The organism is Microbulbifer elongatus (assembly GCF_021165935.1).
Lineage (GTDB): Bacteria > Pseudomonadota > Gammaproteobacteria > Pseudomonadales > Cellvibrionaceae > Microbulbifer > Microbulbifer elongatus.
On sequence record NZ_CP088953.1, the window covers coordinates 1,035,089 to 1,060,383 of the forward strand.

At 61.4% G+C, this 25,295-nt stretch carries 18 protein-coding genes; 6 read left to right on the top strand and 12 right to left on the bottom strand.

The genetic code is table 11. From position 1 onward, the window contains the following. The first annotated feature begins 26 nt into the window (after positions 1-26). From LRR79_RS04315 to LRR79_RS04325, 3 genes are all read left to right on the top strand, one after another. Positions 27-3,464 carry a hybrid sensor histidine kinase/response regulator gene (locus tag LRR79_RS04315; RefSeq protein ID WP_231759179.1) on the top strand — a complete coding sequence of 1,146 codons (3,438 nt, stop codon included), beginning with the start codon at positions 27-29 and terminating at the stop codon, positions 3,462-3,464. Positions 3,465-3,554: 90 nt separating this feature from the next. Further along, the gene (locus LRR79_RS04320; RefSeq protein WP_231759180.1) at positions 3,555-4,754 is read left to right on the top strand and encodes an MFS transporter; all 1,200 of its coding nucleotides are present in this window, start codon (positions 3,555-3,557) and stop codon (positions 4,752-4,754) included. Continuing rightward, entirely contained in the window at positions 4,741-5,673 is a 933-nt protein-coding gene (locus tag LRR79_RS04325) for an alpha/beta hydrolase (RefSeq protein ID WP_231759181.1), read from the top strand. Before LRR79_RS04320 ends, LRR79_RS04325 begins: the two co-directional genes overlap by 14 nt. Before the next feature lie 387 nt (positions 5,674-6,060). Here LRR79_RS04325 and LRR79_RS04330 read toward each other — a convergent pair whose 3' ends face one another. The 5 genes from LRR79_RS04330 to LRR79_RS04350 all read right to left on the bottom strand — a co-directional run bounded on the left by LRR79_RS04330 (position 6,061) and on the right by LRR79_RS04350 (position 9,810). Then, positions 6,061-6,738: a response regulator gene (locus LRR79_RS04330; RefSeq protein WP_231759182.1), complete on the bottom strand. Its 678-nt coding sequence runs from the start codon at positions 6,736-6,738 to the stop codon at positions 6,061-6,063. Then, complete coding sequence (locus tag LRR79_RS04335; RefSeq protein ID WP_231759183.1) at positions 6,723-7,508, bottom strand: 3-hydroxybutyrate dehydrogenase; 786 nt, start codon at positions 7,506-7,508, stop codon at positions 6,723-6,725. Before LRR79_RS04335 ends, LRR79_RS04330 begins: the two co-directional genes overlap by 16 nt. Before the next feature lie 137 nt (positions 7,509-7,645). Next, positions 7,646-8,053: a hypothetical protein gene (locus LRR79_RS04340; RefSeq protein WP_051687295.1), complete on the bottom strand. Its 408-nt coding sequence runs from the start codon at positions 8,051-8,053 to the stop codon at positions 7,646-7,648. Between the two features lie 101 nt (positions 8,054-8,154). Further along, positions 8,155-8,427 (bottom strand): hypothetical protein, encoded by a 273-nt coding sequence (locus tag LRR79_RS04345; protein WP_231759184.1) that lies wholly within the window; start codon positions 8,425-8,427, stop codon positions 8,155-8,157. A 288-nt stretch (positions 8,428-8,715) separates the two neighbouring features. Then, positions 8,716-9,810, bottom strand: coding sequence for a hypothetical protein (locus tag LRR79_RS04350; protein ID WP_231759185.1), 1,095 nt, complete (start codon positions 9,808-9,810; stop codon positions 8,716-8,718). 151 nt (positions 9,811-9,961) lie between these two features. On the opposite strand from LRR79_RS04350, the gene serB reads away from it, so the two are divergent. Beyond that, on the top strand, positions 9,962-10,993 hold the full coding sequence (gene serB, locus LRR79_RS04355; protein ID WP_231759186.1) for a phosphoserine phosphatase SerB: 1,032 nt from the start codon (positions 9,962-9,964) through the stop codon (positions 10,991-10,993). 8 nt (positions 10,994-11,001) lie between these two features. Here the strand turns inward: serB and LRR79_RS04360 are convergent, their stop codons facing one another. From LRR79_RS04360 to epmB, 7 genes are all read right to left on the bottom strand, one after another. Beyond that, positions 11,002-11,187 (bottom strand): hypothetical protein, encoded by a 186-nt coding sequence (locus tag LRR79_RS04360; protein ID WP_231759187.1) that lies wholly within the window; start codon positions 11,185-11,187, stop codon positions 11,002-11,004. Between the two features lie 235 nt (positions 11,188-11,422). Next, complete coding sequence (locus tag LRR79_RS04365) at positions 11,423-14,542, bottom strand: efflux RND transporter permease subunit (protein WP_231759188.1); 3,120 nt, start codon at positions 14,540-14,542, stop codon at positions 11,423-11,425. Next, positions 14,539-15,609, bottom strand: coding sequence for an efflux RND transporter periplasmic adaptor subunit (locus tag LRR79_RS04370; protein WP_231759189.1), 1,071 nt, complete (start codon positions 15,607-15,609; stop codon positions 14,539-14,541). The genes LRR79_RS04365 and LRR79_RS04370 overlap by 4 nt, the downstream gene beginning before the upstream one ends. Positions 15,610-15,837: 228 nt before the next feature. Then, the gene (locus tag LRR79_RS04375) at positions 15,838-17,829 is read right to left on the bottom strand and encodes a M1 family metallopeptidase (RefSeq protein ID WP_231759190.1); all 1,992 of its coding nucleotides are present in this window, start codon (positions 17,827-17,829) and stop codon (positions 15,838-15,840) included. Positions 17,830-18,035: 206 nt separating this feature from the next. After that, on the bottom strand, positions 18,036-20,117 hold the full coding sequence (locus tag LRR79_RS04380; RefSeq protein WP_231759191.1) for an EAL domain-containing response regulator: 2,082 nt from the start codon (positions 20,115-20,117) through the stop codon (positions 18,036-18,038). A 245-nt stretch (positions 20,118-20,362) separates the two neighbouring features. Then, positions 20,363-22,210 carry a hypothetical protein gene (locus LRR79_RS04385; RefSeq protein WP_231759192.1) on the bottom strand — a complete coding sequence of 616 codons (1,848 nt, stop codon included), beginning with the start codon at positions 22,208-22,210 and terminating at the stop codon, positions 20,363-20,365. Between the two features lie 165 nt (positions 22,211-22,375). Continuing rightward, positions 22,376-23,425 carry an EF-P beta-lysylation protein EpmB gene (gene epmB, locus LRR79_RS04390; protein WP_231759193.1) on the bottom strand — a complete coding sequence of 350 codons (1,050 nt, stop codon included), beginning with the start codon at positions 23,423-23,425 and terminating at the stop codon, positions 22,376-22,378. Positions 23,426-23,532: 107 nt separating this feature from the next. On the opposite strand from epmB, the gene efp reads away from it, so the two are divergent. Together efp and epmA are read left to right on the top strand one after the other, a co-directional pair. Beyond that, a complete protein-coding gene (gene efp, locus LRR79_RS04395; RefSeq protein ID WP_231759194.1) occupies positions 23,533-24,105 on the top strand; it encodes an elongation factor P in 573 nt (190 codons plus the stop codon). Between the two features lie 224 nt (positions 24,106-24,329). Continuing rightward, complete coding sequence (gene epmA, locus LRR79_RS04400; RefSeq protein ID WP_231759195.1) at positions 24,330-25,283, top strand: EF-P lysine aminoacylase EpmA; 954 nt, start codon at positions 24,330-24,332, stop codon at positions 25,281-25,283. The last annotated feature ends 12 nt before the right edge of the window (positions 25,284-25,295 follow it).

The following is a 25,295-nucleotide window of genomic DNA, read 5'->3' on the forward strand; positions in this document are numbered from 1 at the left end:
TCTGTCCATAATAAACAAAATAATGAATGAGGCGCCAATTGTTCAGCCTTACCCTGCTGGCCGCCGTGGGCCTGAGTTATCTGTTGTTGCTGTTTGCCATCGCCTTCTGGGGAGATCGGCTGCCGGTAGCAAGGATCCGCCCGGCCAAGCCCCTGCTGCTTGCACTCGCCGGCACCTATACCAGTGCCTGGATGTTCTTCGGTGTGCCTGCCCAGGCAGTCAGTGAGGGCTGGATGCTGCCTCCCACGTTTGTCGGTGCCAGCCTGATGCTGATTTTTGGCGCCCCGCTGCTGATGCGCTTCGTGCGCCTGTCCAAGCAGCAGGGCTCCACCTCCATCGCCGACTTTATCAGTGCCCAGTACGGCGGTTCCCAGTGGCTGGCGGCAGCGGTGGCGTTGCTGGCGGTCGTTGCCATCGTGCCCTACCTGTCACTGCAGCTGCGCGCGGTCGCGGACAGCTTCCTGCTACTGGCCCGGGCCGGTGAAAACTCCCTGGAAACCAGTGCCTCTGTGGTCACCGCCGTGGTAAGCATTACTCTGGGGCTGTTTGCACTACTGTTTGGCACCCGCCATATCGACAGCAGTGTGCACCGCAACGGCATGCTGCTGGCGGTGGCGTTTGAAGCGCTGGTCAAGATCGGTGCACTGGTGGCGGTGGCCTGGTTCGTCCTCTACACCGCTTTCGACGGCACTGCCGATCTGGCGCGCAGTGCGCTGGCCAGCGAGCAGGTGGCCGCAATGGTGGCGTCGCGCCCGTCGGACACCGGCTACTTTGCCGTGGTGGTGCTGGGAATGGCGGCGATCTTCTGCCTGCCACGGCAGTTTCATATCCTGATGATCGAAAGCGACAGCGACCGGGATATCGGCCCGGTGCGCAAGTTGATACCCGTGTACCTGGCGCTGGTATCGGCAGCGGTTCTGGTGGTGGGGTATGGCGGGTTGCTGTGGCTGCCCGAGAGCTACACCAATGCCGAGCGTTTTGTTCTTGGAATACCGCTGGAGAGCGGTTCCGCCTGGCTGGCTTTACTGGCTTTTATCGGTGGCCTGTCTGCGGGCTCCAGTATGGTCATCATTGCCACCATCGCCCTGTCCACGATGATCGCCAATACCATGGTGGTGCCGCTGTGGCTGAAACGCCTGCAGCAGCGCCCCGCCGGTGTGGCGCTGGGCAGCGATCTGCGCCGGGTGCGGCGGGTCATTATCGGTCTGTTGATGCTGGCGGCGTTCGGAGTCAGCGAGCTGATTGGTTCCGGGGTGAGCCTGGGGACATTCGGCCTGCTGTCTCTGGCCCTGGCGGCGCAGCTGGCGCCCTCCATGATCGCCGCGGTGACCTGGCCCGCGCGCTGGCCACAGCTGCGCCCGCTGGGGGTGATTGCGGGCCTGCTCGCCGGGGCACTGGTGTGGGCGGTGTCTGCGCTGCCCGCAGCGCTGGGGCAGGTGGATCTGGTGGCGATGACACTGGGGCTCGAGTGGCATGCGCTGACCACCAGTTGCGTGTTCGGGTTGGGCCTCAACGGGCTTACCCTGGTTGGGGTATCCGTGCTGCAGTCGCGCTGGCTGCCCGGTGGCAGCGGCGAGCAGACCGCGCCGGTGGACAGGGCGCGTCTGCGCCAGTTACTGGCGCGCTTCGTCGGTGAGGATGCAGCGGCCCGCGCCCTGGCCCCTCTGGGGCAGAGTGGTGGCGATGTACCGACTGGCCGCGGCGCTGGCGACTCTTCCCAAAGCTACCGCGAAGCGGTGGAAAAAATTCTCGCAGGCATTGTTGGCAGCACTACCGCCCAGCGCCTGGTGCGCCAGCTGAGTGCCCCGGAAAGCGCCGCCGAGGAGCTGGAGCAGGCCTCGGACATTTATCAGTTCGGTCGCGGCCTGCTGCAGAGCAGCATCGACAATATCGACCAGGGGATCTCGGTGGTGGACGCCAATCTCAATCTGGTGGCCTGGAACCGCCGTTATCTGGCGCTGTTTCATTACCCTGCGGAGATGATTTATGTGGGGCGCCCGGTGGCGGAGCTGGTGCGCTACAACGCCAGTCGCGGTGAATGTGGCCCCGGTGATGTGGAAACCCACGTGCAGAAACGGGTGGAACATCTGCGCAATGGCACCGCCTACCGGGTACAGCGCAATCGCACCGACGGCACCGTGCTGGAAATTCGCGGCAACCCCCTGCCCGGGGGCGGCTTTGTAACAACCTACACCGACGTTTCCGATTACCAGCGGGCACTGGGCGAGCTCACCGAAATCCGCAATTCCCTCGAGCAGAAAGTAGCGCACCGCACTGCCGAGCTGGAGGCGGTAAACGATGAACTGCAGGAACTGAATCGGGAGCTGCAGGCGGCGAGTGCCGGCAAGACTCGCTTCCTCGCTGCCGCGAGTCACGATCTGGTGCAGCCGTTGAATGCCAGCCGGCTGTTTATCGATGCGCTGGCAGCCCACCCGCTGGAGGAGGATAGCCGGCAGCTGCTGACCCGCGCGGATCGCGCCCTGGCCTCTGCGGAACAGCTGATTACCGACATGCTGCAGATTGCGCGCATGGATGCGGGGGATATTCGCCCCAGTTTCGCCCCGGTATCCCTCGACAGCATACTCGATGACGCCGTGGCCCAGGCACGGGTGGCCGCCGGCAGCCGCGGTATTCGCCTGCGCTATCGCCGCTGTCACCTGTGGGTGCACAGTGACGAGAAAATGCTGCGCCGGGTGGTGCAGAACCTGCTGGATAACGCGGTGAAATACACCGCGCGCGGTGGCGTATTGGTCGCGGCGCGCAGGCGCGGTGCGGATATCTCCCTGGAAGTGTGGGATACCGGAGAGGGCATCGCCCGCGAGCAGCAGCAGGCGATTTTCCGTGAATTCTGCCGGCTGACGTCCCAGGAGTCGGACAATGCCGCCCGCCAGCACGGTTACGGCCTCGGTCTCGCCACGGTGGAGCGGTTGTGCCGGCTGCTCAACAGCCCCATCAGCCTGTCTTCCGTTCCCGGTCGCGGCAGTGTCTTCCGCGTACACCTGCCCCGCGCCACCGCGCGTGCGGATACTCGCCCGGCTATCGCGACCGTACCGGGCCGCGGCGCCAGGCTGGACCTGCGTGTGCTGTGCGTGGACAACGAGCCATCAATACTGGAGGCGATGAGTGCACTGCTGGGTGGCTGGGGGTGCACCGTGCACTGCGCGCGCAATCGCGCGGAAGCATTGGCGGCTGACGAACCGGACCTGCTGTTGATGGATTTCCACCTGGACGACGGCGACAACGGGCTCGACCTCGCTGCCAAGTTGATGTCGCGCTGGGGCGGTGGCATCCCCTGCGTGATTATCTCTGCGGAAAACACCAATACGGTGAAGACCCGCGCTCACAACGCCGGTTGGCAGTTTCTGCAGAAACCCCTGCGCCCGGCGGCCCTGCGCGCACTGCTCCAGCAGCGGCAGAAAACCCGCGAGCGCGCCCCGGTGGAGCCTGCGACCAAGGTCGTATAGCGGTGGGGATGTGGTGCGCGCACTCTGTTACTGAATAACGAAAATAGTCCTTCGCCTGCCTTGCAGGCGAGCAAAGCGGTGCAACAAATAATGAAAAAATACCTGTTGGAAATACTGATGTTCAGCGCCTATGCGCTGTTCGCCGCGAGCTGGGTGTCGGGGGCTATCCTCACTCCGGCAATCCAGTCTTCCTTTGGTGAGGAAGGCTTTGCCAACGCTACCTGGGGCAGCAATGTCATCACCATTGCCAAAATTGTCGGCAACCTCGCCGCCGCCGCCCTGTTGATGCGTCTCGGTGCCAAGCGCGCCTTTGCCATCGCCATCCTGCTGATTGCCGCCGGCGGTTTCGGTGCGCTGGCGGGTAGCTACGGTGCCTGGCTGATGTCGCGTCTGGCCCTGGGCCTGGGCGGTGCCCTCGCTATTGTGTATTTCGCCCCGGTGGTTCTGCACTATTTTGCCGCCGAGGAGCGCCCGCTGATCAACGGCATCAACGCCGCCGCATTCAATACCGGCAACCTGCTGGCCCTGCTGACCACGACCGCGCTGTTGAGCTGGCTGGGTAGCTGGCAGTCTGTGGTGGTGCTGTACGGCGTGATGGTGCTGGCGCTGGGGGTGCTGTGGTGGCTGACTGCGGAAAATTTTCCGCTCTCCGGCGGTGGCGATAGGCCTGCGGAAACATACGGTTTCGCGGAGGGTTGTAAAGAAGGATTTAACTGGTGGCTGCCCCTGGCCTACTGCGGGGTACTTTTTTGTTATATCGCGGTATTTGCACTCTTCCCGCTGATCGATGGGTTTGCGGCGGCTAGCCACCACCTTTCTGCGGTGATGATTGCCGCCGGCATGGTCGGCACCGTGGCCGGTATCATCGTGACCAAGCGCTACGCACTGCGCCTGCCGGTGCTGCGCTTCGGTGGTCTTGCCCTGGTGGTCTTTGCGGCGCTGATGGTCACCAGCCGCGACCCGTTGATCGCCTACACCGCCGCCGCCCTGGCTGGTTTCTGTATGTTCCTGCCGATGACGGCGCTGGTTACCCTGCCGCAGGAGCTGCCTGGCATGACCCCGGCAAAAATCACCGTTACCTTCGCCATGTTCTGGTCTATTTCTTACGGAGTGGAAACCGTGTTGATGTACGCCGCCGGCCTGCTCGCGGATTTCACTGGTGAACCGGCAACCGCTGCCTACTTCGCGGTGGCCTGTTCCGCTTCCCTGTTCGTGTTCTCTTTCCTGTTGCCGGAAAGCGGTAAAAAATCCGAACTGGAAAATCTGGAGGCGGACAATGCGACGGCTTGATCCAAAATTGGCGGAGTGGCTGGTGGCGGTGAATGCCCAGGTCGCGCAACTGAAGGCTGCTGGCTTTGAAGCAACCCCGGTCAATGCCCGCGAAAGCCTCGCCAACCTGACCCGCAATTTTGTCGAGCCGGGTCCGGAGATGACGGTGGCGGATACCGTGGTCAAGGGTGGGGAATACTCCGTGCCGGTGCGTATTTACCAGCCGGAAGCTGTGACCGAAGGAGCATCCATTATTTACTGTCACGGCGGCGGCCATATGGCGGGAAGCGTTTCCGTTTACGACCCAATCTGCCGCCGTGTCGCCGATGCGTGCCGGCGCAATGTCATTTCTGTGGAGTATCGCTTGGCTCCGGAAAATCCCTATCCTGCAGCGTTGAATGACCTGATCAACGTGGTGCGCAACCTCGGCGAAGCTCTGGATCGCAAAAAAATTCCCCACAATGGCCGCTGGATTCTGATGGGCGATTCCGGTGGCGGCGCTCTGGTTGCCAGCGCTACGCGAATCCTGCAGCACCAGGCCCATACCATCGATGCCCAGGTTTTGATCTACCCCAGCCTCGACTACACCATGCAGGCACCGTCCATCGAAGAAAATGGGCGCGGCTATTTACTGGAGAGAGAAAAAATTCTCTGGTATTTCGAAAACTATCTGCAAGGTGGTGATAATCCCTACCAGGTATCTCCGTTGCACGGCGAGTTCACCAATAACATGCCAGCTACCTTGATAGTTACCGCGGAATTCTGCGCGCTTCGGGATGAAGGTGTGGAATATGTAAAGAAAGTGCGCGCCGGTGGTGCCAATGCCGAGCATCTGCACTTTGACGATATGATCCACGCTTTTCTGAATATCGAAAATATTGTTCCCGATGCATGTGGTCGGGTTTATCGTCACGTTGCTGAGTATCTTCAGGGGATTTAGCTCAGTGGTATGGGTTTGGTGCTCTGGTCTTCTAATGTGGCGGCCAGGCACCGGGTATCCGTTTTTGAAACCGCTGTGAATACATCCATGTACGCTGCGTCGGCGACGTCCCTGTCGCCGACGCTTTCAAAAACGGATCCCCGCCACCTGCCCTTAAATTCGGCATCATTACTTCGTGAGCAACAAATGCCCTTACGGAGTGTAGTGGTCAAAATTGAAGGTGGAGTGCCGGGTACAGGTTTTCAGGAGCGTCGCAAACAGGATGTTTGCGCCGCAGCGCCCAGGGATGGGTTCACAGCGGTCCTGAAAACCTGCACCCGGTGATCCACCGCCACAGGTCCAAGGACCAAGCTCCGAACAAAAAGGCTACGAAGTAAAAAACCAGACTCAGAGTTGAATCAGTGCCTGAGCCTCGCGAATCAGCTGCTTGCGATCCCGCAACTCCAGCTTGCGTAAAATCGCGGTCACATGGCTTTTAACGGTGGGCTCGGTGATATCCAGGTCGTAAGCAATCTGCTTGTTCAGCATCCCTTGGGCAATCATCTGAAAAATCTTCAACTGCTGTGGGGTGAGTTGATTTAACTTCTCCGCCAGCGCCGACTCAGTCTCTGCCTGCAAAGCCTCCTCACTGAACCACTGGTCTCCCGCCAGCACAGACTCAATGCATTGCAGAATCTCATCGGGCCGCGCCGTCTTCGACAGAAACCCGCTGGCACCCAGGCTGGACGCCTGCTGAATCACCGAGTGCTTGTCGCTACCCGAGACTACCACCACCGGCACCGCCGGAAAATCATTGCGGATACGTGCAAGCCCGGAGAAACCCTCACTGCCCGGCATATTCAGATCCAGCAACAGCAGATCCACTTCGGATTGAGAAAGCCGCTCAAGCGTCGAATCCAGATCCTCGCTCTGCAATAGATCCGCATTGGGGAAATGGCTGGAAAGGGTCGTGGCCAAAGCATCGCGGTAAAGCGGATGATCGTCGGCAATCAACAACTGATAATTCACGGCAGCACCCTGCAGAAGAAATGAATCGGGTGCAAAGGATACTACTGCGCGGTCCATCCACCGTCCACCGGCAAAGAGGCACCGGTAATGGTGCTGGCAAAATCGCCACACAGGTACAACGCCAGCTCGCCAATCGCCTCTGGCCTGCTCGCCTTTGCCATCGGCTGCTTCGCGCCCACCAACTGGGCGCGCGCGGCCTCCAGATCGAGCTGCTGTTCCCGGCTGATCGCTTCGATCTGCGGTTGAATCAGCGGTGTCTCTACCCAGCCCGGGCAGATTGCATTCGCAGTGATGTTGCAGTCCGCATTTTCCAGTGCCAGCACCTTCGTCAATCCGATCAGGCCATGCTTGGCCGCACAGTATGCCGCCTTGTGTTCGGAAGCGACCAGGCCATGTACGGAAGCGATATTGATGATGCGACCCCAATTGGCCGCGCGCATGGCCGGCAGCAGATCGCGACTCAGAAAGAAGCCCGCACTCAGATTGATCGACAGAATCTGTTGCCATTTCTGTGCCGGAAAGTCGTGGGCAGGCGCGGTGAATTGAATACCGGCATTGTTGATCAGTACCGAGGGGTTGCCAACCGCTTCCCGGGTGTCACGTACCAGCTGTGCACAGCCTTCTTCGGTTGACAGGTCGGCGTCACTGAAGCCGTTATGGCTACCATAGCGGGCAAATTCTGCCAGCAGAGCCTGTGCACTGTCCTGGTCGGCGAGGCCATGTAGCATCACCTGATAGCCGGCGCGCCCGAAACAGTGGGCCATGGCCAGTCCGATTCCACTGGTGGAACCGGTGATTAGAACGGCGTGTGATGAATCCTTGTGCACGGCAAACTCCCACATGCATTTTTATTTATGAAGATCCTAGCAGCGGGAGGAGATACGGGTCTGTATGACCAAGGTATGAAACGGGAAAAGCCGCCCGCAGGCGGCTTCTCTCATCGTGAGGGTTTCAATACACCCTGTTAGCGGCGATGGCGACCGCCACCATGGTGCGGGCGACCACCGGGACGGCCCGGACGATGAGACGCGTGGGGCGGACGGTGTCCGGGTTTACCAGGGCGGTGACCGTGGTGCGGCGGACGGTAGCCGGGCTTACCGGGACGATAGCCTGGACGGTTGTAGTAGTGGCGACCATGATAGCGATAGTAGCCACCGCGGTAGTAACGGGGATAGGCACCGTAGCGGTAATAGCGCGGTGATGAGTAATAGAAGGAGACGCTGCCCGATGGATATACGTAGGGGCGAGAGTACGGGTAGGTGGAATAACCCGTGCTGCTGGAGCTGTAGTAGCCATCTGAAACACAGGCGCCCAGGGTCAGGCTGCCGAATACCGTTAAGGCCAGCAGGCCTTTTTTAACTATGCGATTCATGTGAGACCTCCGCGATGCGGGTTTCTGGTGCGAGGCTGTTCGCGTTCACGCGGGCAGTTAGATGCACCGGGTTCATTGGCTGGTCAACGAGGACGTTGCGATCAGCGAGGTTGGTTGACACGGTGGTGTGGCAGGTCATGGCGATAGTCGCCACTGCCGCGCTGGTAGTAACTGGGATTACGCACGTTGTGGCATTTCCCATTCTGGTGGCAGTGGTAGTACCGGCCTTTCACCGAGTAATAACCGGGAGATTCGCCGGTCCGGTTCACGGCCGTGGTGGTGCCCGTCATGTCCTCCATGCTGGTGCAACCGGTGAGCGTCAGCAGTGCCGCTGCCCCCAATGCCCCGGTGAGTCCTCCGAGTGAACGCTTCATGAAAACCTCCGCGCCCGCAGGCGGGTAACTTTCTTACTTTCCTTCGAACCACGCACCGGTCGCGAATGTCTGTTGACAACCGGGGAAACTGGTTCGAAACCCAAGTGAAAGTTATTAAAGGGTGGCGCAGGAGCAATCACGACCCGTTGCGATGAATATCAACAACTAAAAAGTTATGACGGGGGGAAGGGATATAAGTGGAATTGTCGAAAGGAAGAGGTGGTGCCGCACCGGATATCGACACCTTCGCATCTGACTATGTACTGAATAGCTGGTTTCGTTCGCGATTCACGTGCTAACCAGCTGCTGCAACTGATTATCCAGCAACTGTTGCAATTTCGGATTCAGCCCGGTCACCTCGGCACCCCAGCTGGTGGTGTGGCACTGGATACGATTTTCCAACGACTCGTCGTCCAGCAATTGCGGGTGCAGGGTCAGGCCGCGGGATTGACTGAGCAGTTGCTCGCCGTTGAAATCGAACTGCTCCGGTTTTGCCGGCAATACGGACAGCGCCAGTTGCAGGCCGGTGGCGCGGCTGGACTGTTGCAGGCCACGCAGGAGCAGGCCTGCGCATACTGCGCGAAAGGCGGCGTCTTCACCGGCGAAGCCGAGACCCACGAATGGGCCGGCACTCGGCAACGGGCGGGCGTCGTAGATGCGAGTGAGCAGCTGCAGGCGCTGTTCCAGTTCACTTTGCAGGTTGTCCAGGGCGCTGCGCGACAGCTGGTTACCCAGCTGGGCCCAGTTCAGGGGGCGCAGGTAGAGGCCGGCAGTGACTTCGGGGGGCGGCTTGGGTTGGGCTTTGGGGACCAGCAGTGGCTTGCGCTGCTGAGGTGCGGCAGCGAGCAGTTGAGTAACAGCCAGCGCGCAGGCGGCGCTGAACGGCAGGGCGAAAATCAGGCACAGTAACAGGCTGGCCCACGGGTAGTGGACTTCGGAACCGGGCTGGATATTCAGCGCGACGCTGCCGGCGAAGCTGTCGTGTAGAACCACCGGTTCGGTGATCATCTCGCCGCGGTCGCGCTCACCGGTCTGCGCCAGCGGGCTGGAGTCCACGTCCTGGATGGTCACGCCGTAGACGGCGGGTAGCGCCAGGGTCTGCTGGGCCAGCAACTGTAGGCTGATGCGGTCACCGGCGACGATCTGTTGCAGGCTCTGGCTGGCGAGCAGTCTGGCGGCGGCCTGGGCGCTGGCGCGATCCCGTAGCTGGGCTGTGGATAACTGCTGGCTGTAGACATGGCCCAGGGTGGCGACACAGAACCCGGCGAGGGTCAGCCAGATGGTGGCAGCGAGCAGGTGGCGCTGTTGGTTGCGGCTCAGGCCGGCGAGCCACTGGGGCAGGCTAGCAGAGAGTCCGGACAGGCTGGCGAGAAGGTTTTTCATCTTGTTATGGGTTCGCTGGCGGTACAGCGGCTGATTTTATCCCACTTCTTCAGCGAAAAAACGCGCCGGGCTATAATGCGCGGCCATTTCCTTCCGGTTTCCGCGGGTTTTGCGCGCGGGCCGGTCATTTTGCCGTCAACAAGAGTCAGTCATGGACGCCAACTCCCCCACTTCCCAGTACGCATCTCTCGCCGCCCACTGCGCGTCCGCGTTTGCTTTACCCGTCGCCCGGGCGCTGCCGGAAAAGCCCGCTGCGGTAACCGCTCCCTGGTGTCTGACAGTACTTGCCGGAGACATTGAGGCCGCGCAGCTGGAACAACTGGCCGCATTTGTGAACGCGGACCAGTGGAGCCCGGTGGCCCTGGATATCCTGGCGGCCCGCGCCGACTGCAAGGTGGTGCGCATCCAGCTGGAGGGCGATATCGCCTTCGCCGCCGCGCGTATGGCGCTGTTGGACCTTGGCCAGTCACTGGGAGTGGAACTGGTATTGCAGGCGGGGGAGACCCAGCGCGCGCCGAAACTGGCCTGTTTCGATATGGACTCCACCCTGATTCAGGCGGAAGTGATCGACGAACTGGCCAAGATCGCCGGCGTTGGCGACCAGGTGGAGGAGATAACCCTGTCCGCCATGCGCGGCGAGCTGGATTTCCAGCAGAGCTTCCGCAAGCGTATGGGGCTGCTGAAGGGCTTTACCGAAGCGAGTCTTGCAGAAATTGCCCCGCGTATTCCGATTATGCCCGGTGCCCAGCGCCTGTTGCTGGCGCTGCGTGCCCTGGGCTGTAAAAGCGCGATTCTCTCCGGAGGCTTCACCTATTTTGCCAACTACCTGCGCGACAACCATCTGGCGGTGGATTTTGTGCACGCAAACCAGCTGGAGTTCGATGGCGGCGCACTGACCGGGAATGTGATTGATCCGATTGTGGACGGTGCGCGCAAGGCGCTGCTGCTGCAGGAGATTGCGCAAGCGCTGGATCTATCGCTGGATCAGGTGATTGCGGTGGGAGATGGAGCCAACGATCTACCGATGTTGTCGCTGGGGGCCCTGGGGATTGCCTTCCACGCCAAGCCCAAGGTGCGCGCCGAAGCGCCGCAGGCGATCGATGGCTTTGGACTGGATGCGGCGCTGTATCTGTTCGGTCTCAACGACCGTGAGATCGCGGCGCTGCTGGATGAGCGTACCTGAGCGCGCACTCAGTGAAGGGTGGTATAGGCGCCAGCGAGGCCTGCCACCGGCGCGAATTCGCTGACCACGCTGGCAAATGGCATTGGTGGTTTGCGCTTGTTGTTGCCCTCCCGGTAGCAGGCCTGTTTGTCGCAGGCGGCCATAAAGAGCGCGAAGATGATCAGTGCAATGGCGGCGAGTGTGCGCTTACCCATCAACATGTGGATTCCCTGTCAGCGTTGTGCGGTGTCTTTCCGATGATTGCCAGTATTTCCACCATGGGGGACGGCTGGCAATCAATAGACGCATTGGATCCGGAAAAAGTTGCACCCGGCGTGTGAAAGTGTGCAGAAGATTAAGAGAAAAGCGCCGGCGCGGATAGGCCGGCGTGGCAATTTCCGCCAGTAATGCCCGCCAGCGCTTTCAGCCGGGCCGATACCGGCCCTATTCTCAATCCCCGTCGGGCATGGGGTGTTTCGTCTCCAGGGCATCCACATCCCGCGCCACCTGACCCGGCGAACCGGTGCGCCGCGCCAGCACATCGTAGGCCACCGGCACGATGTACACGGTAAACAGGGTCGCCGCCAGCACCCCGAACAGCACCACGGTACCGATCACCGCGCGGGTTTCCGAGCCGGCGCCGGAGGACAGCAACAGGGGGAGAGAGCCGGCGGCGGTGGTAATGCCGGTCATCAGGATCGGGCGCAGGCGCGTTTCCGCAGCCTGACGCAGGGCCTGGCCGAATTCTACTCCTCTGTCTCGTAACTGGTTGGCGAACTCCACAATCAGAATACCGTTCTTCGCCGCCAGCCCCACCAGCATGATCAGCCCCACCTGGCTGTAGATATTCAGCGACTGGTTTGTCAGCAGCAGGCCAAGCAGCGCGCCGGCCATGGCCAGGGGCACGGTGAACATGATCACCAGCGGGTGCACGAAACTTTCAAACTGGGCGGCGAGCACCAGGAATACCACCAGCGCACCTAATAAGATCGCAAACAGGATGGTGTTGCTGGAATCCTGGAAGCTCTTGGACTGTCCCTTGTAGTCGATCACCGGGGAGCCCTCGAGATTTTCCTCCGCCAGACGATTGAGGTATTCCAGCGCTTCACCCAGCACCAGCCCGTCCGCCAGGTTGGCGTCGAGGGTGATGGAGCGCACCCGGTTATAGCGTTGCAGTTGCGGCGAGTCCGCGTACTCGCTCACTTCCACAATACTCTGCAGAGGAATCAGCTCGCCGGTGGTTTTGGAGCGCACGTAGAGGTTTTCCAGGGTGTCCGGGGTGCGCTGCATTTCCCGTTCGCCCTCGAGGATCACATCGTACTCCTCGCCGTTGTTGATAAAGGTGGTGGCGCGCAGGGACCCGAACATGGTCTGCAGGGTGGTGCCCACATCGCTCACCTGCACGCCGAGATCCGCGGCGCGCTCGTAGTCCACATTGATGCGCAATTGCGGCTGGGTTTCTTTGTAGTCCCAGTCCACACCCAGCAGGCCCGGGTTGGATTCCTCGATGGCGGCGTTCATCTGGTCCCGCCACTGGGTCAGCTGCTCGTAGCTGCTGCCGCCGAGGACAAACTGCACCGGCTTGCCCAGGCCGCCACCAAAGCTCTGGCGCATCACCGGGAAAGCGCGCACCCCGCTGAGGTCCTTAACTGCTTCGCGCACCTGGTTCATCAATTCGAATCCGGAGGGGCGTTCGCCCCAGGGCGCGAGGGTGAAAATCACCATGCCGGTGTTGAAGGTGGCAGAGGTGCCGAAGGAGCGCGGCGAGCGCACCAGCAGGCGGTTTACATAACCCTTTTCCACCAGCGGCATCAGCCGCGCCTCGATGATATCCATGTATTCCTGCATGTACTGGTAGCTGGCGCCCTCGGGGCCGTTCACCAGCAAGAAGAAGGAGCCGCGGTCTTCCCGCGGCGCATACTCGGTGGGGATAAGCCGGAACGACAGCGCGGCAAACGCCATCACGCCCACAAACACCAGCCCGGCAATCCAGTGCCGGCGCAGCAGTACATCCAGTCCACGGCGGTAGCGCACCTGAGTACGGCTGAGGGTCTGGTCCATAAAGCGCGTGGCGGCGTTGTGCTGATCGTTGGGGCGGATCAGCTTGGCTGCCAGCATCGGCGACAGGGTCAGCGCGGTGAGGGAAGAAAAGATCACCGCCGCGGACATGGTCAGGGCGAATTCGGAAAACAGTCGGCCGATATCCCCTACCAGGAAAGTGATCGGCACAAACACCGCCACCAGCACCAGCGTCGTTGCCACCACCGCAAAGCCCACCTCCCGCGCACCGCGATAGGCGGCCAGCAGCGGCGGCTCGCCGTACTCGTCCATGCGCCGGAATATGTTTTCCAGCACCACGATGGCATCGTCCACCACCAGGCCGATGGCCAGTACCAGCGCCAGCAGAGTGAGCAGGTTGATACTGAATCCGAAAGCGTACAGAAGAATGGACGTGGCGATCAGGGATACCGGTACCGTCACTGCCGGCACCAGGGTCGCGCGCCAGTTACCGAGGAACAGGTAGATCACCAGGGTCACCAGAATCACGGCGATCATCAGGGTGGTGTACACCTCCTTGATGGCCTCGGAAACGAACACCGAGGCATCGTAACTCTGGCTCAGGCGCATACCGTCCGGCAGGGTCTTGTTGACCTCGTCCATCTCCGCCTTGGCCGCTTCCGCCACCGCCACGATGTTGCCGGTGGACTGGCGGGTGATACCGATGCCTACCATGGGCTCGCCGTTACCGCGGAAGGTGGAGCGGTCTTCCGCGGATCCCAGCTCGACGCGGGCCACGTCACCGAGGCGCACCACATGGCCGCTGTCGCCGGTGGCAATGGCGAGGCGGGCAAAGTCCTCGGCACTCTGGAACTGGCGCTGCAGGCGCAGGGTAAACTGGCGATCGGAAGATTCCAGATAACCCGCCGGCAGCTCGCGGTTTTCCGCGCGCAGGGCCTGTTCGATATCCGCGCTGGTGACGTTGTGGGCGGTCATGGCGCCCCGGTCCAGCCAGATGCGCATGGCGAAATCTTTGGCGCCGCCCACCCGTACTCGCGCCACGCCGTCCAGCACCGAGAAGCGGTCCACCAGATAGCGGTTGGCGTAGTCGGTCAGCTCCGGCACGGTCATACGATCGGAGGTGAGGTTGAGCCAGATCACCACGTCGTCGCTGCTGTCGACTTTCTCGATTTCCGGTGGATCCGCTTCCACCGGCAGGTTGTTGAGTACCCCGGAAACCCGGTCGCGGATATCGTTGGCCGCGCCGTCCACATCCCGGTTGATATTGAACTCGATGGAAATCCGCGAGCGCCCGTCGGTGCTCGACGAGGTGACCGTCTTGATGCCCTCGATCCCGGCGATACGGTCCTCAATCAGGCGGGTGATACGGGTCTCGACAATATCCGCCGAGGCACCCGGGTAATTGGTGTCGATGGATACAATAGGCGGGTCGATATCCGGGTATTCCCGCAGTGCCAGCCGGTCAAAACTGATCAGGCCGAACACCACCAGCAGCAGGGACAGGACCAGTGCAAAAACCGGGCGTTTGACCGCCGTATCACTGATGATCATTGGCTGGCCGCTCCCTCTTCGGCGGTGACGGTCACGGCCTGACCATCGCGGATGTGCAGGGTGCCGCGGGTCACTACCTGATCACCCTGGTTGAGGCCGGAAAGTACCTCCACCTTGCCCCGGTAGCGCTGACCGATTTCCACCTGGCTGCGCTGCACCATGTGTCCGCCCTCGGTTTTCTTCACCACAAACACCGACTGTTCGCCCGCCAGCGGCACCAGTGCCGCCTCGGGAATGGTGAGCGCCTGGCGCGGGTTGCTGATGATTTTTACCCGCAGCAGCATGCCGGGTTTCAGTTGTCCGTCGGGGTTGTCCAGGCGGCCGCGCACGGTAAAGGCGCGGGTCTGCGGGTCCACGCGTGCTTCCACAATCATCACTTCACCATTGAATACCCGCTTGGGGTGGGCCTGGCTCATGGCCTCGATTTTCATGCCGCCGGAAATCGCGGACAGCTGACGCTCGGGTACGGTGAAGTCCAGCTTCAGCCGGTCGATTTCCTGAATGGTGGTGATCTCGGTGGTGGGGGTAGCCAGGCTGCCCACGCTGATATTGCGCAGTCCCAGCTGGCCATCAAACGGTGCGCGGATAATGCGATCGTCGATGCGCGCCTGCAGGCCATCGATCAGCGCGCGGGTCTCCGCCACCTGGGTCTGCACCGCCTCCCACTGCTCGCGGGTGGTGAGGTTTTTATTGACCAAGCCACGCAGGCGTTTCTCGTCGCGCTCAAAACGCTCCAATGTAGCGCGCGCCCCCGCCAGCTCCGCCAGCTCCTCACCGTGGCTCAACTCCACCAGCACATCGCCGGCTTTTACTTTCTGACCACTTTCAAAATGGATCTTGCTGATATGTTCGGTCACCCCCGCACGCAGGGAGACAAACTCCCAGGCCCTGGCGGTACCCAGCGCCTCCACCGGGTTGGCGATCTGCTCCAGTGCCACCGTGGCCGCACGCACCGGCACCGGCCCGGCATTGGGGCCCTGGGCGTGGAGGGTGGATGGGGTGGAGAAAGTGGCGAGCAGCGCGAAGACGCTCGCGCGAATGGGTCCGAAAACGCGGATCAATTTCATGATGATTGGAAATACCTGATGGTCAGCGGCGTTATGTCGTTTCCTGCGGGCACAAGTCTGGCACCAAGTGCAGCAACTTTCAGGCCAGAATAAAGGGATGAAATGTCAGGATTGAGGAGATTTACATAAATTTACCTCCCGCCAAATGGGCGGCGGGAGGCAATTCGGTGAGCAGTGGATTTCCCGCGATGAGTCGGGGTTGCTCCGATCAGAAAGGTGTGTGGGCGATCAATCGCCGTAAATAATCTTGCTATTCACCTTCACGGTCAGCGGGTGGTAACCGGGCTTGGCTTTTTCGAAGATGCGTTTGGCTTCGTCAGTCTTGCCGTTTTCCACCAGGTTGCGGTACAGCGGGCGCAGGAACTTGTTGCGGCCGATGCTGGTGAGGAAGTCTTCCAGGCGCGCGTTGGCCGGCTCGTAGTCGTTGCGCACGGCGATCATCAGCCAGCTGAAGGCGATCTCGTTGTTTTTCGACTGGGTGAGATCGAAGGTCTCGTCCAGTTCTTGCAACTGGTCTTCGCTCAGTTTTTCCGGCATGCCGTCGAGGAAGTATTTCCACTGGTGGAAGGTCCAGCCTTCGGTGTCGATATCGCTGGCTTTCATCTCGCCGTTCAGCCATTGCTCGCGGATCGGGTCCAGCTTGGTGAAGGCGTCGGACGTGGGCTGCGGGGCACCTTCGGGAATACCCGGTTCAAAGATCCACTCCTGAATGCGCGCGCGATCCAGTTTGTCCGGGTACTGCTTCAGCAGCGTCTCATCCAGATACTTCACAAAGTCTTCGGTGGTAATGCTCTGGAAGGCGAAGTGGTTGAAGTATTCCATCAGGAATTTGTCGAAGTTCTCGCGGCCCACTTTCTGCTCCAGTTCGTACAGGAACAGGGAGCCTTTTTCGTAGGGGATATTCGAGAAAACTTCGTCCGGATCGCGGCCGCGCAGGTCGATGGCCATGATCTCGTCCTTGTCCGGACGGTCCGCAAGGTCTGCCTGCAGGTCGTCGTAACCCAGGGCCATTTCCATCTGGTAGCGCTCGTCGCCGTACACAAACTGCATGATGCGGTTGGTGAGATAGGTGGTGAAGCCTTCGTTCAGCCACAGGTCGCGCCAGCTGGCGTTGGTGATCAGGTTGCCGGACCAGGAGTGGGCCAGCTCGTGGGCGATCAGTGCCACCAGGCTCTTGTCACCGGCGATCACGGTGGGGGTGATAAAAGACAGGCGCGGATTTTCCATGCCACCGAACGGAAAGCTCGGGGGCAGGATCAGCAGGTCGTAGCGATCCCAGCGGTAGGGGCCGAAGTTTTCCTCGGTGACCTCGAGCATGTCCTCGGTGTCTTCGAACTCTTTGGCCGCCGCGTCCAGCAGTTCCGGCTCGGCGTAAACACCGGTGCGCTCACCCATGGCCTTGAAGTCCAGATTGCCGATACCGATGGCGATCAGGTAGGACGGAATCGCCTGGGGCATTTCAAATTCGAACACGCCATCCAGTTCTGCCTCCGGATCGTTGTTGGCGCTCATCACGGCACGCAATTCTTCTGGCGTGCGGATGGTGGCCTTGTAGGTCATGCGCACCTGCGGGGTGTCCTGCAGGGGAATAAAGCTGCGCGCGTGAATGGCCTGGGCCTGGGTGAACAGGAAGGGGTGTTTTTTGCCTGCGGTCTGCTGCGGCTCCAGCCACTGTACGCCGGAAGCGCCGGGGGAGGTCTGGTATTCAATAGCGACCTTATTGGCGCCCTTGGGCAGGTTGATCTTCAGCGGGGTGCCGAGATTGGGGTCGGTTTTGCCCATGCTGAACTTGACGTCCTGCAGGCTGGTACCGACTCCTGCGCGCACGGCGCTCACGTCGATGTCGCGGGTATCGAGGATCAGCGGCGGATTTTTCTGGGTCAGACGCTGGATATCCAGAATGGCCTCGCCTTTCAGCACTTTGTTCTCGAAGTCGGCGGTGAGGTCGAGGTCGAGGTGCTTGACGCGATAGTCGTCGGTATTGGCGAAGGAGTGGTAGTCGACGCCGGACTCCGGTGCGTCCGTGTGGGACGCTTCCGCCGGTTTTGCCGCGCTATCGGGCGCCGCTTGCGGCGACTGTTCAGTGGGGCGTTCTTCGATCTGTTTCTGGCGTGCGGGCTCTTCCGAATCGCCGCAGCCACTCAGCGTGACAAGGCTGCAGGCGAGCAGCCCGGCGCCGATCAGACGGCCGAAACTGGCTTGGAACAATGGGGGCAGCATGGTGGGCTCCGTGATTGTTGTACTTGTGAGTTCAGAATTGGGTAAATTCGTCGCGGCACAGAATACCCAATCGGGGCCGCGACGGGAAAACCGGGTTTGCGTGTGATCTTTAAGGTAGACGGAAATTCGGAAGAGGGGTGCTGCAGGGCAACACCCGCAGGAGCGGTTAACCGCTCCTGGTGATTCTCTGCGAGGGCTCTGGTGGGTTAATCCAGGCTGAAATCAAAACTCATTTCTTCCCCTGGCGGCTGCACATCGTAGCCCTGGATATAGTCGGTGCCGGATTGCCACAGGGTGGGCAGCATGCTGGCCTGTTCGACGTGGGGAACGATGACCTGAGTGTCGATCTCCTTCAGCTGGCTGACCAGTTTCACCAGCGCCTCGCTGTCTTCGCCCTCGTCCTGTACTTCGCGCACGAAGGAAGCGTCGATCTTGGCGATGTCCACTTTGACATGCTCCAGCGCCTTGAACGGGCTCAGACCGGTACCGAAATGGCAGACCGCCACGCGGCAACCGAGCTCCTGTACCTGTTTGGCGAAATCGCGGGCGGCGTGGAGGTTGCTGTTGATGTCTTCGGCGCGCAGCTGGAAGGTGACGGTTTTCGGGGCGACCTTGGCGGCCTTGAAGGCGACGCCCAGCCACGCGGGCAGGCTGCCGTCTTTGAGCGATGCGGATGTCAGGTGCAGTAGCACCGAGACCGGTTCGCCCTTGGCGTTTTGTGCGGCGGCGGCCTTGACCGCGTTGAGGATGACCCAGCGATCCATTTTGGTGGAGAGGCCGGCATCTCCCAGCGCCTCGAGAAAGGCGATGGGGGCCAACTCTTCTTTACCGTCGACCATTCGCACGAGTACTTCGTAGAGCTTTTCACCGCTGCCCTGCAGACTGAGAATCGGCTGGTACAGCAGTTTGAAGTTGCCCGCCTCCAGTGCCTGGGTCACCCGGGCGCGGTGGTAGGTGTCGGCGTCGTCCTGCTGTTCGGCATCCGGTTCGTACAGGGCGAAGCCGCCATCCCCTTTGGCGGTGGCCTGATCGTGGGCCTTGGTGGCCTGCTCCAGCACCTTGTCCGCATTGCCGGAGGTTTCACTCATCAGGGAAATACCGATGGAAGCGGTGATATGCAGGGTTTTGCCGGCGGCTTCGAAAATGGTGTCGGCGATCTTCCGCAGCAGCTCTTTCGAGCGGGATTCGGCGCTATCCGGGGTGGTTTCCGGCATCAGTAGGCAATAGCTTGCCTCGCCGTAGCGGGCGACGATGTCTCCGCGTCGCACGCTGCTTTGCAGCAGTTCGGCAAATTTCTTATGCAGCTGATCGGCGCCGGCGACACCCACCACCTGCTGTACAGATTCCTCGAAGCGGTCGATTTCGATATACATCAGGCCACCGGTGCGCTGGGAGCCGGCGGCCGCGGTGATGGCATTGTCCAGTAGCTGCACGAAGCGCTGACGGTTGTACAGGCCGGTGGCCGCGTCGCGGTTTTTGGCTTCACTGAGCTGTGCTTCCAGCTCTTCGGTGTTGCCGCTACTGGCGGCGATACGCACCTGCAGGCAGCGCTCGTCGTCGTAAATGGTCGACAATACTTCCGCCTTGGTGGCGAGTGGGGTGCCGTTGGCCGTCTTGGCGGTGAACTGCCACTCCTGGGCTTCCACTTCGTTGTTGTTGATGGCGCAATTGCGCAGGAAGTCCCGCGCGTCTTCCTGTTCGCCCTCGGTGAGCATGTCGATGAGGGGCTGGTATTCCACGTCATCGCGTTCCTGAAAGCCAAAGCGTTCGGCAAAGGAGTCATTGGCGTAGACGATGAGACCGTCGGAAATGTAGGCGATGGCATCTTTGGAACTGTCCAGCAGCTCCTTGGCGCGGTTCAGGGTGGCGTGGTAGCGGCGGTCGTGCTGACGCGCCTGGCGGCGTTCTTCCAACGCGGTGAGCTCGCGCTGAATCACCAGCAACAGATGCTGGTCTTCGTCGATGGTGACCACGTCGCGGGCACCGGCCTTGAGGCCTTCCACCACCGGCTGGGACCCGGTACGCTCGGTGAGCAGAATGGCCGGAACGTCTTTCTGCAGCTTGCTGATGGTGCGGATGGCGGTGGCGGCTTCCAGCTGACGGCCCTGTTCGGCGGCGATCAGCAGGTCCCAGGTGTGTTCTTGCAGCAGTTTGGTCAGCGCCGCTTCGCTGGCGACGTGCTGAGCGCGATTGGGGCGGCCGGCATTCTGCAGCATGCTCACCAGTCGCTGGGCCTCGGCCGGGACATCGTGGATAAGTAGTAGGCGGATGGTGTTGTCGCTGCTCATTGTGTTCCTGTTGTACTGCGTCGCGGCGGTGCGTTATCCAGTTTCATTACCGCTTCCGTGCAGCTGCCCAGTGGGGCGTGGTCCAGTACCGCGAACCCGCTAGTGTAGAACGCGGCATTTACACTGAACAAGTGCGCGGTGGCCACGATGGGATATGGTTCCAACTTCCTGCGACAAAGCGCGGTTTTCTGCGAAAGTGCCGGAGAATATTCATCTTTTTGACCCACTGGCCTGGTACGCCGGTTTCACGAAAACTCGAAAATGGCGAAGCTGCCGGTGCGCAGGGTCTGCTGACTGAGGGTCACGGTCCGGGTCTGCCCCGCACTGACGATATCGACGGTATCCCCCTGCTGGAACAGCGGTGTGGGCAGCAGCAATTCCGGCGGATTGCCGGCGTCGCCGGTGAGCAGCCCGGCCATGGGGTCGGTGCGGCGCCCGTCTCTGGTGTAGCGGTGTACCCGTACCGCACTGGTTTGGCCGCCGAGTAATTCTACCCCCGCGCGGCACTGATCCGGCAGGCCAAACTGCCAGCGCACCATGCCCACTTCCCAGCGCTCTTTCACTCTGACCGCGATCAGGTCGCCACTGTGCAGGCGGCCCTGGGCGTTTGGCGGCAGGCGCAAACCGGCACCCGCGTCGCTGGTGTTCAGCAGCGTCGCGTGGATCGGGGTATAGCGCTGTTGCGGCCTGGGGGTGCCGGTGTTGCGCACCACCGACGGTGCATTGGGCAGGGTGCCGCTGCTGCCATAGCCAAAAGTATCGGAAACCGAAACGTCGTAGTCCCTGCGTGTGCGCCCGGTTTGAAAATCGATGGAGTTCACTTCCATCACCAGACTGTTGCCGGTGCGGCTCTCAAACTCGGGCGCTGTCGCGGCGGTCTCGCTTCCCTGTCTCAGGTGGTGGCAGATGGCACTGATGCCAGTCACCACCTGGCAGCGGACATCCGCCGGGGTGCGCAGGCTCGTGCGGCTTTTCTCCCCTGCCCAGATGCCCTGCACCTGAGTCAGCATATCGGCTGACAATGCGCCGGGGCGGCGTAGGCTGCGCTGCAGTTGCTGCAGCGGGCGCGCGAGGTCAATCGGCCAGCCCTGCGGCATGGAAAAGTGGCGCAGGTCTACCCGGCTACGTTGCAGACGCACCGCGGGGATCGGCGGCTGATCGAGTTTGATGCTGCACAGCAGTGCCACGGCAGATTTCTCGGCCTTCTCCTGGAGCTGTGCCCGGCGGGCCCACCGATCGCAGCAGTGCCAGAGTTGCTGCTGTTCTCGGGCGGTCAATTGCAGTGGGTTGGCGCTGGCAAACAGGGCAACCTGCAGATAGGGCTGGCTGAGCTTTTCCCTGCGCTGGAAGCGGCGTCGCGCGCTGGCGGTGCGATCGAGGTCGCTGCCAGCGAGGGGATCCACTACACGCTGCTGCTGCAGATCAAGCTGGCGCGCCTGGCTCACCAGGCGCTGCATGCCGATCCAGGTCCCCTTTGGCGGTGCCAGGAAGAAGAAACTGCTGATCTGGATCAGGCGGCAGTAGCTGTCGATACCCCGGTGCAGCGCGCGGGCGAGGCGGCGCCGGAACAGCAGCGTGTGCGGCTCGGCGGTGATTTGGCCGCTGACACTGAAATAAGCCTGGGCCAGGTGCTGGTACAGGATTACCGCGGTGAGCAGATCGCGTCTCTGTTCCTGGGTCTGGTTGGTGGGGTTGCTGTCGCTGCCGGCCAGTTGGGGTCGGGCCAGATGGTCGCAGTGACTGGCAATGACCGGGCGCAGGGCTTCCAGGCTGGCCAGTCGCAGACGTACCGGCGCGCGCCAGCGGGCAATTTCGGCCAGCAGGCTGCGCAGGGTGCCCGCATTGCGTTGCGCTCGCTGCTCAATGGGATTTTCCCGCAGGTAGTCGTGCAGCCAGTAGTTCAGCTGGCGGTGATTGCGGCAGCCACAGGAAAGCGTTTCGCGGTCCAGCTTGGGGGGCGGAACCGGCGAGGCCTGGGTGATGCGCGACGCCCCCGTGTGACGTGTTGCTGCGGTGGCGGAGTTGTTCGATGGCCCGGCTTCACTGCCGGGTTGGGCCTGTTGCCCGCGTTCAGTATCTGCTGCGTCCTGCATAGCACTAACCGGAATTGCGATAACCGCAGTATACGGAGTGGCTTAGTTAGTACAAACGCACCAGTTGAAAAATGCGACCAAAGTGTGGGCTAAATCGCGAAAAAATTTGTGAAAAACCGTGAACGGTTTGCCTTTTAGCCCTTTTGGGGTGGCTCTTGCAGCACCTTACAGGGGGGTCTTGGATTTCTCCGCCGGTATCTCGCGCACCAGTCTCGGAACCAGGTACCCGGGCAGGCGCTGGCGGATGGTTTCCACCAGATCGCGGGCGCGGGCATCTTCAACCTCAAAGTGCGCCGCACCCTGCACCCGATCCAGTTGATGCAGGTAGTAAGGCAGTACACCGCAGGCGAACAGCCGCTCCGACAACTCCGCGAGGGCGCGGGCATCGTCATTCACCCCGCGCAGCAGCACTGACTGATTCAGCAGGGTGACACCGGCGGCACGCAGTTTTGCCAGCCCTGCAGCGACTTCGTCATCCAGCTCATTGGCGTGGTTGCAGTGCAGTACCAGTACCGGTTGCAGGCGGCTGCCGGTGAACCACTGCAGAAGTTCGTCATTGGCCCGTGAAGGTGCCACGATGGGCAGGCGGGTGTGGATGCGCAGCGTGTCCAGCTGCGGAATCTGTGTCAGCTCCCCCGCCAGCCAGGCGAGTTGCTTGTCGCTCATCACCAGCGGGTCGCCACCACTCAGGATCACTTCGCGCAGGTCTGGCTCGCCGCGAATATAGTCCAGGGCCTGTTGCCACTGGCTGCGATTGAGGTGGTTGTCGCCGTAGGGGAAGGCGCGGCGGAAGCAGTAGCGGCAGTTGACCGCGCACTGGCCGGCGGCAATCAGCAGCAGGCGGCCGCGGTATTTGTGTACTACCCCCGGTACCGGATTGGCGTTGGCTTCTTCCAGCGGGTCGTCGTTGAAGCCGGGGCTGGGCTGCAGTTCGGCGCCCGTGGGCAATACTTGCAGCAGCAGCGGGTCCTGCGGGTCGCCGGGGCGGATGCGCTTGAGGAAAGGGCGTGGTACCCGCAGTTGGAAGGTGTCTGACGCAGCGGTCAGGGCTGGGAGCTGCTCCGGCGCCAGTTGCAGCAGTTCGAGCAGTTCTTCCGGATCGGTGACCAGGTCGGCCATTTCTTCCTGCCAGCGGCGCGCGGGCGCAGTTTCGTCGCCGTCGCTGGCGATTTCGACGCGGCTGATTTCACGGGCGGGCTGGCGGTGCTGTATCATAGCGGGCTGTTTTTTGGCGCGGTGGCTGGTTTCTGCTGATATGCCCCTGGCGGGCCGCGCGAAGTTTAATCAATTTGACGGCGTTATGCTGAAATTTCGAGGAGCTCATGGGTACATATTCCACTAACGAATTCAAAGGCGGTCTGAAGGTGATGCTGGACGGCGACCCTTGCTCCATTGTGGAGAATGAGTTCGTGAAGCCCGGTAAGGGCCAGGCGTTCAACCGTGTGAAGCTGCGCAATCTGAAGACTGGCCGGGTGTGGGAGCGTACCTTCCGTTCCGGTGAGAGTCTGGAGTCTGCGGATGTGATGGACCGGGATATGGAATATCTCTACAACGACGGTGAGTTCTATCATTTCATGGAGCCGGAGACGTTTGAGCAGCATCAGGCGGATGCGAAGGCGGTTGGCGATGCGGCGAAGTGGCTGAAGGAGCAGGATGTTTGCGTGGTCACGCTGTACAACGGTGCGCCGCTGGCGGTGACGCCGCCGAACCATGTGATTCTGGAGATTACCGATACGGATCCGGGTGTGCGTGGTGATACGGCCCAGGGTGGCACCAAGCCGGCGACGCTGGCGACGGGTGCGGTGGTGAAGGTGCCGCTGTTCCTGGAGATCGGTGAGACCATCAAGGTGGATACCCGCACTGCGGAATACCTGGGTCGCGCTAAGGAAGACTGATCTTGTTTTTTCGCCACCGTGGTCCCTGCTTGGGTACTGCGGTGGCGGCGAGTCACCGGGGATGGGTTTTCAGGACCGCTGTGAATACATCCCTGTACGCTGCGTCGGCGACGTCCCTGTCGCCGACGCTCCTGAAAACCCATCCCCGGCGCCTCGCCTTCTCTTCTGACTTCTCTGCCATTCGGCATTACTAAACTGCCTTAATCATTTCGGTTAATTCTTTCATGTCTGAATCCCTCTGGCGCCCTACTGCCCCTCTGGAAAACCTCCGTCGTCGCGCCACCCTGCTCGCGGACATCCGCCGTTTCTTTGCCGAGCGTCAGGTGCTGGAAATGGAGGTGCCGATTCTGTCTCGTCGCGCCACTAGCGACCCGCATATCGATTCCATCGTCGCCGATTGCAGCGGTGCGCCGGCGTTTCTGGCGACCAGTCCGGAGTTTGGTCTGAAGCGGTTGCTGGCGGCGGGTATTGGGGATTGTTATTACCTGGGCAAGGCGTTCCGCAATGGGGAGGCCGGTGGTCGGCACAATCCGGAGTTCACGATGCTGGAGTGGTACCGGGTTGGTTGGGATGACCACCGCCTGATGATTGAGGTGGGGGAGTTTCTGTCGTGGGTGCTGAAGATTTCCCATGTGCGCTCGTACAGTTACCGGGCGCTGTTTTTGCAGCATCTGGATGTGGATCCCCATCGGGCGTCGTTCGAGGAATTAAAGGCGGTGCTGGCGCGGGTGTTGGAGATTTCGTTTGAGCCGGCGGGGCGGGATGAGTGTCTGGACCTTTTGATGAGTCACCACATTGAGCCGGCTATGGGTGAGGGCATTACCCTAGTTTATGACTTTCCGGCGAGTCAGGCGGCGCTGGCGCGGGTGGAGGAGGATGAGCTGGGGGTGCCGGTGGCGCGGCGGTTTGAGGCGTATGTGGGTGGCATGGAGCTGGCGAACGGTTACTGGGAGCTGACGGATGCGCCGGAGCAGCTGCGGCGGTTTGAGGCGGATCAGCGGTATCGGGAAGATAATGACAAGCCGGTGAAGCCGTTTGAGGAGCGGTTGGTGCAGGCACTGGAGGCGGGAATGCCGGCGTGTGCGGGGGTTGCGCTGGGGGTGGACCGGCTGCTGATGCTGGCCTGCGGGGCGGGCCGGATCGATGAGGTGATCGGGTTTCCCATCGACCGGGCCTGAGTCCGCGGCAAA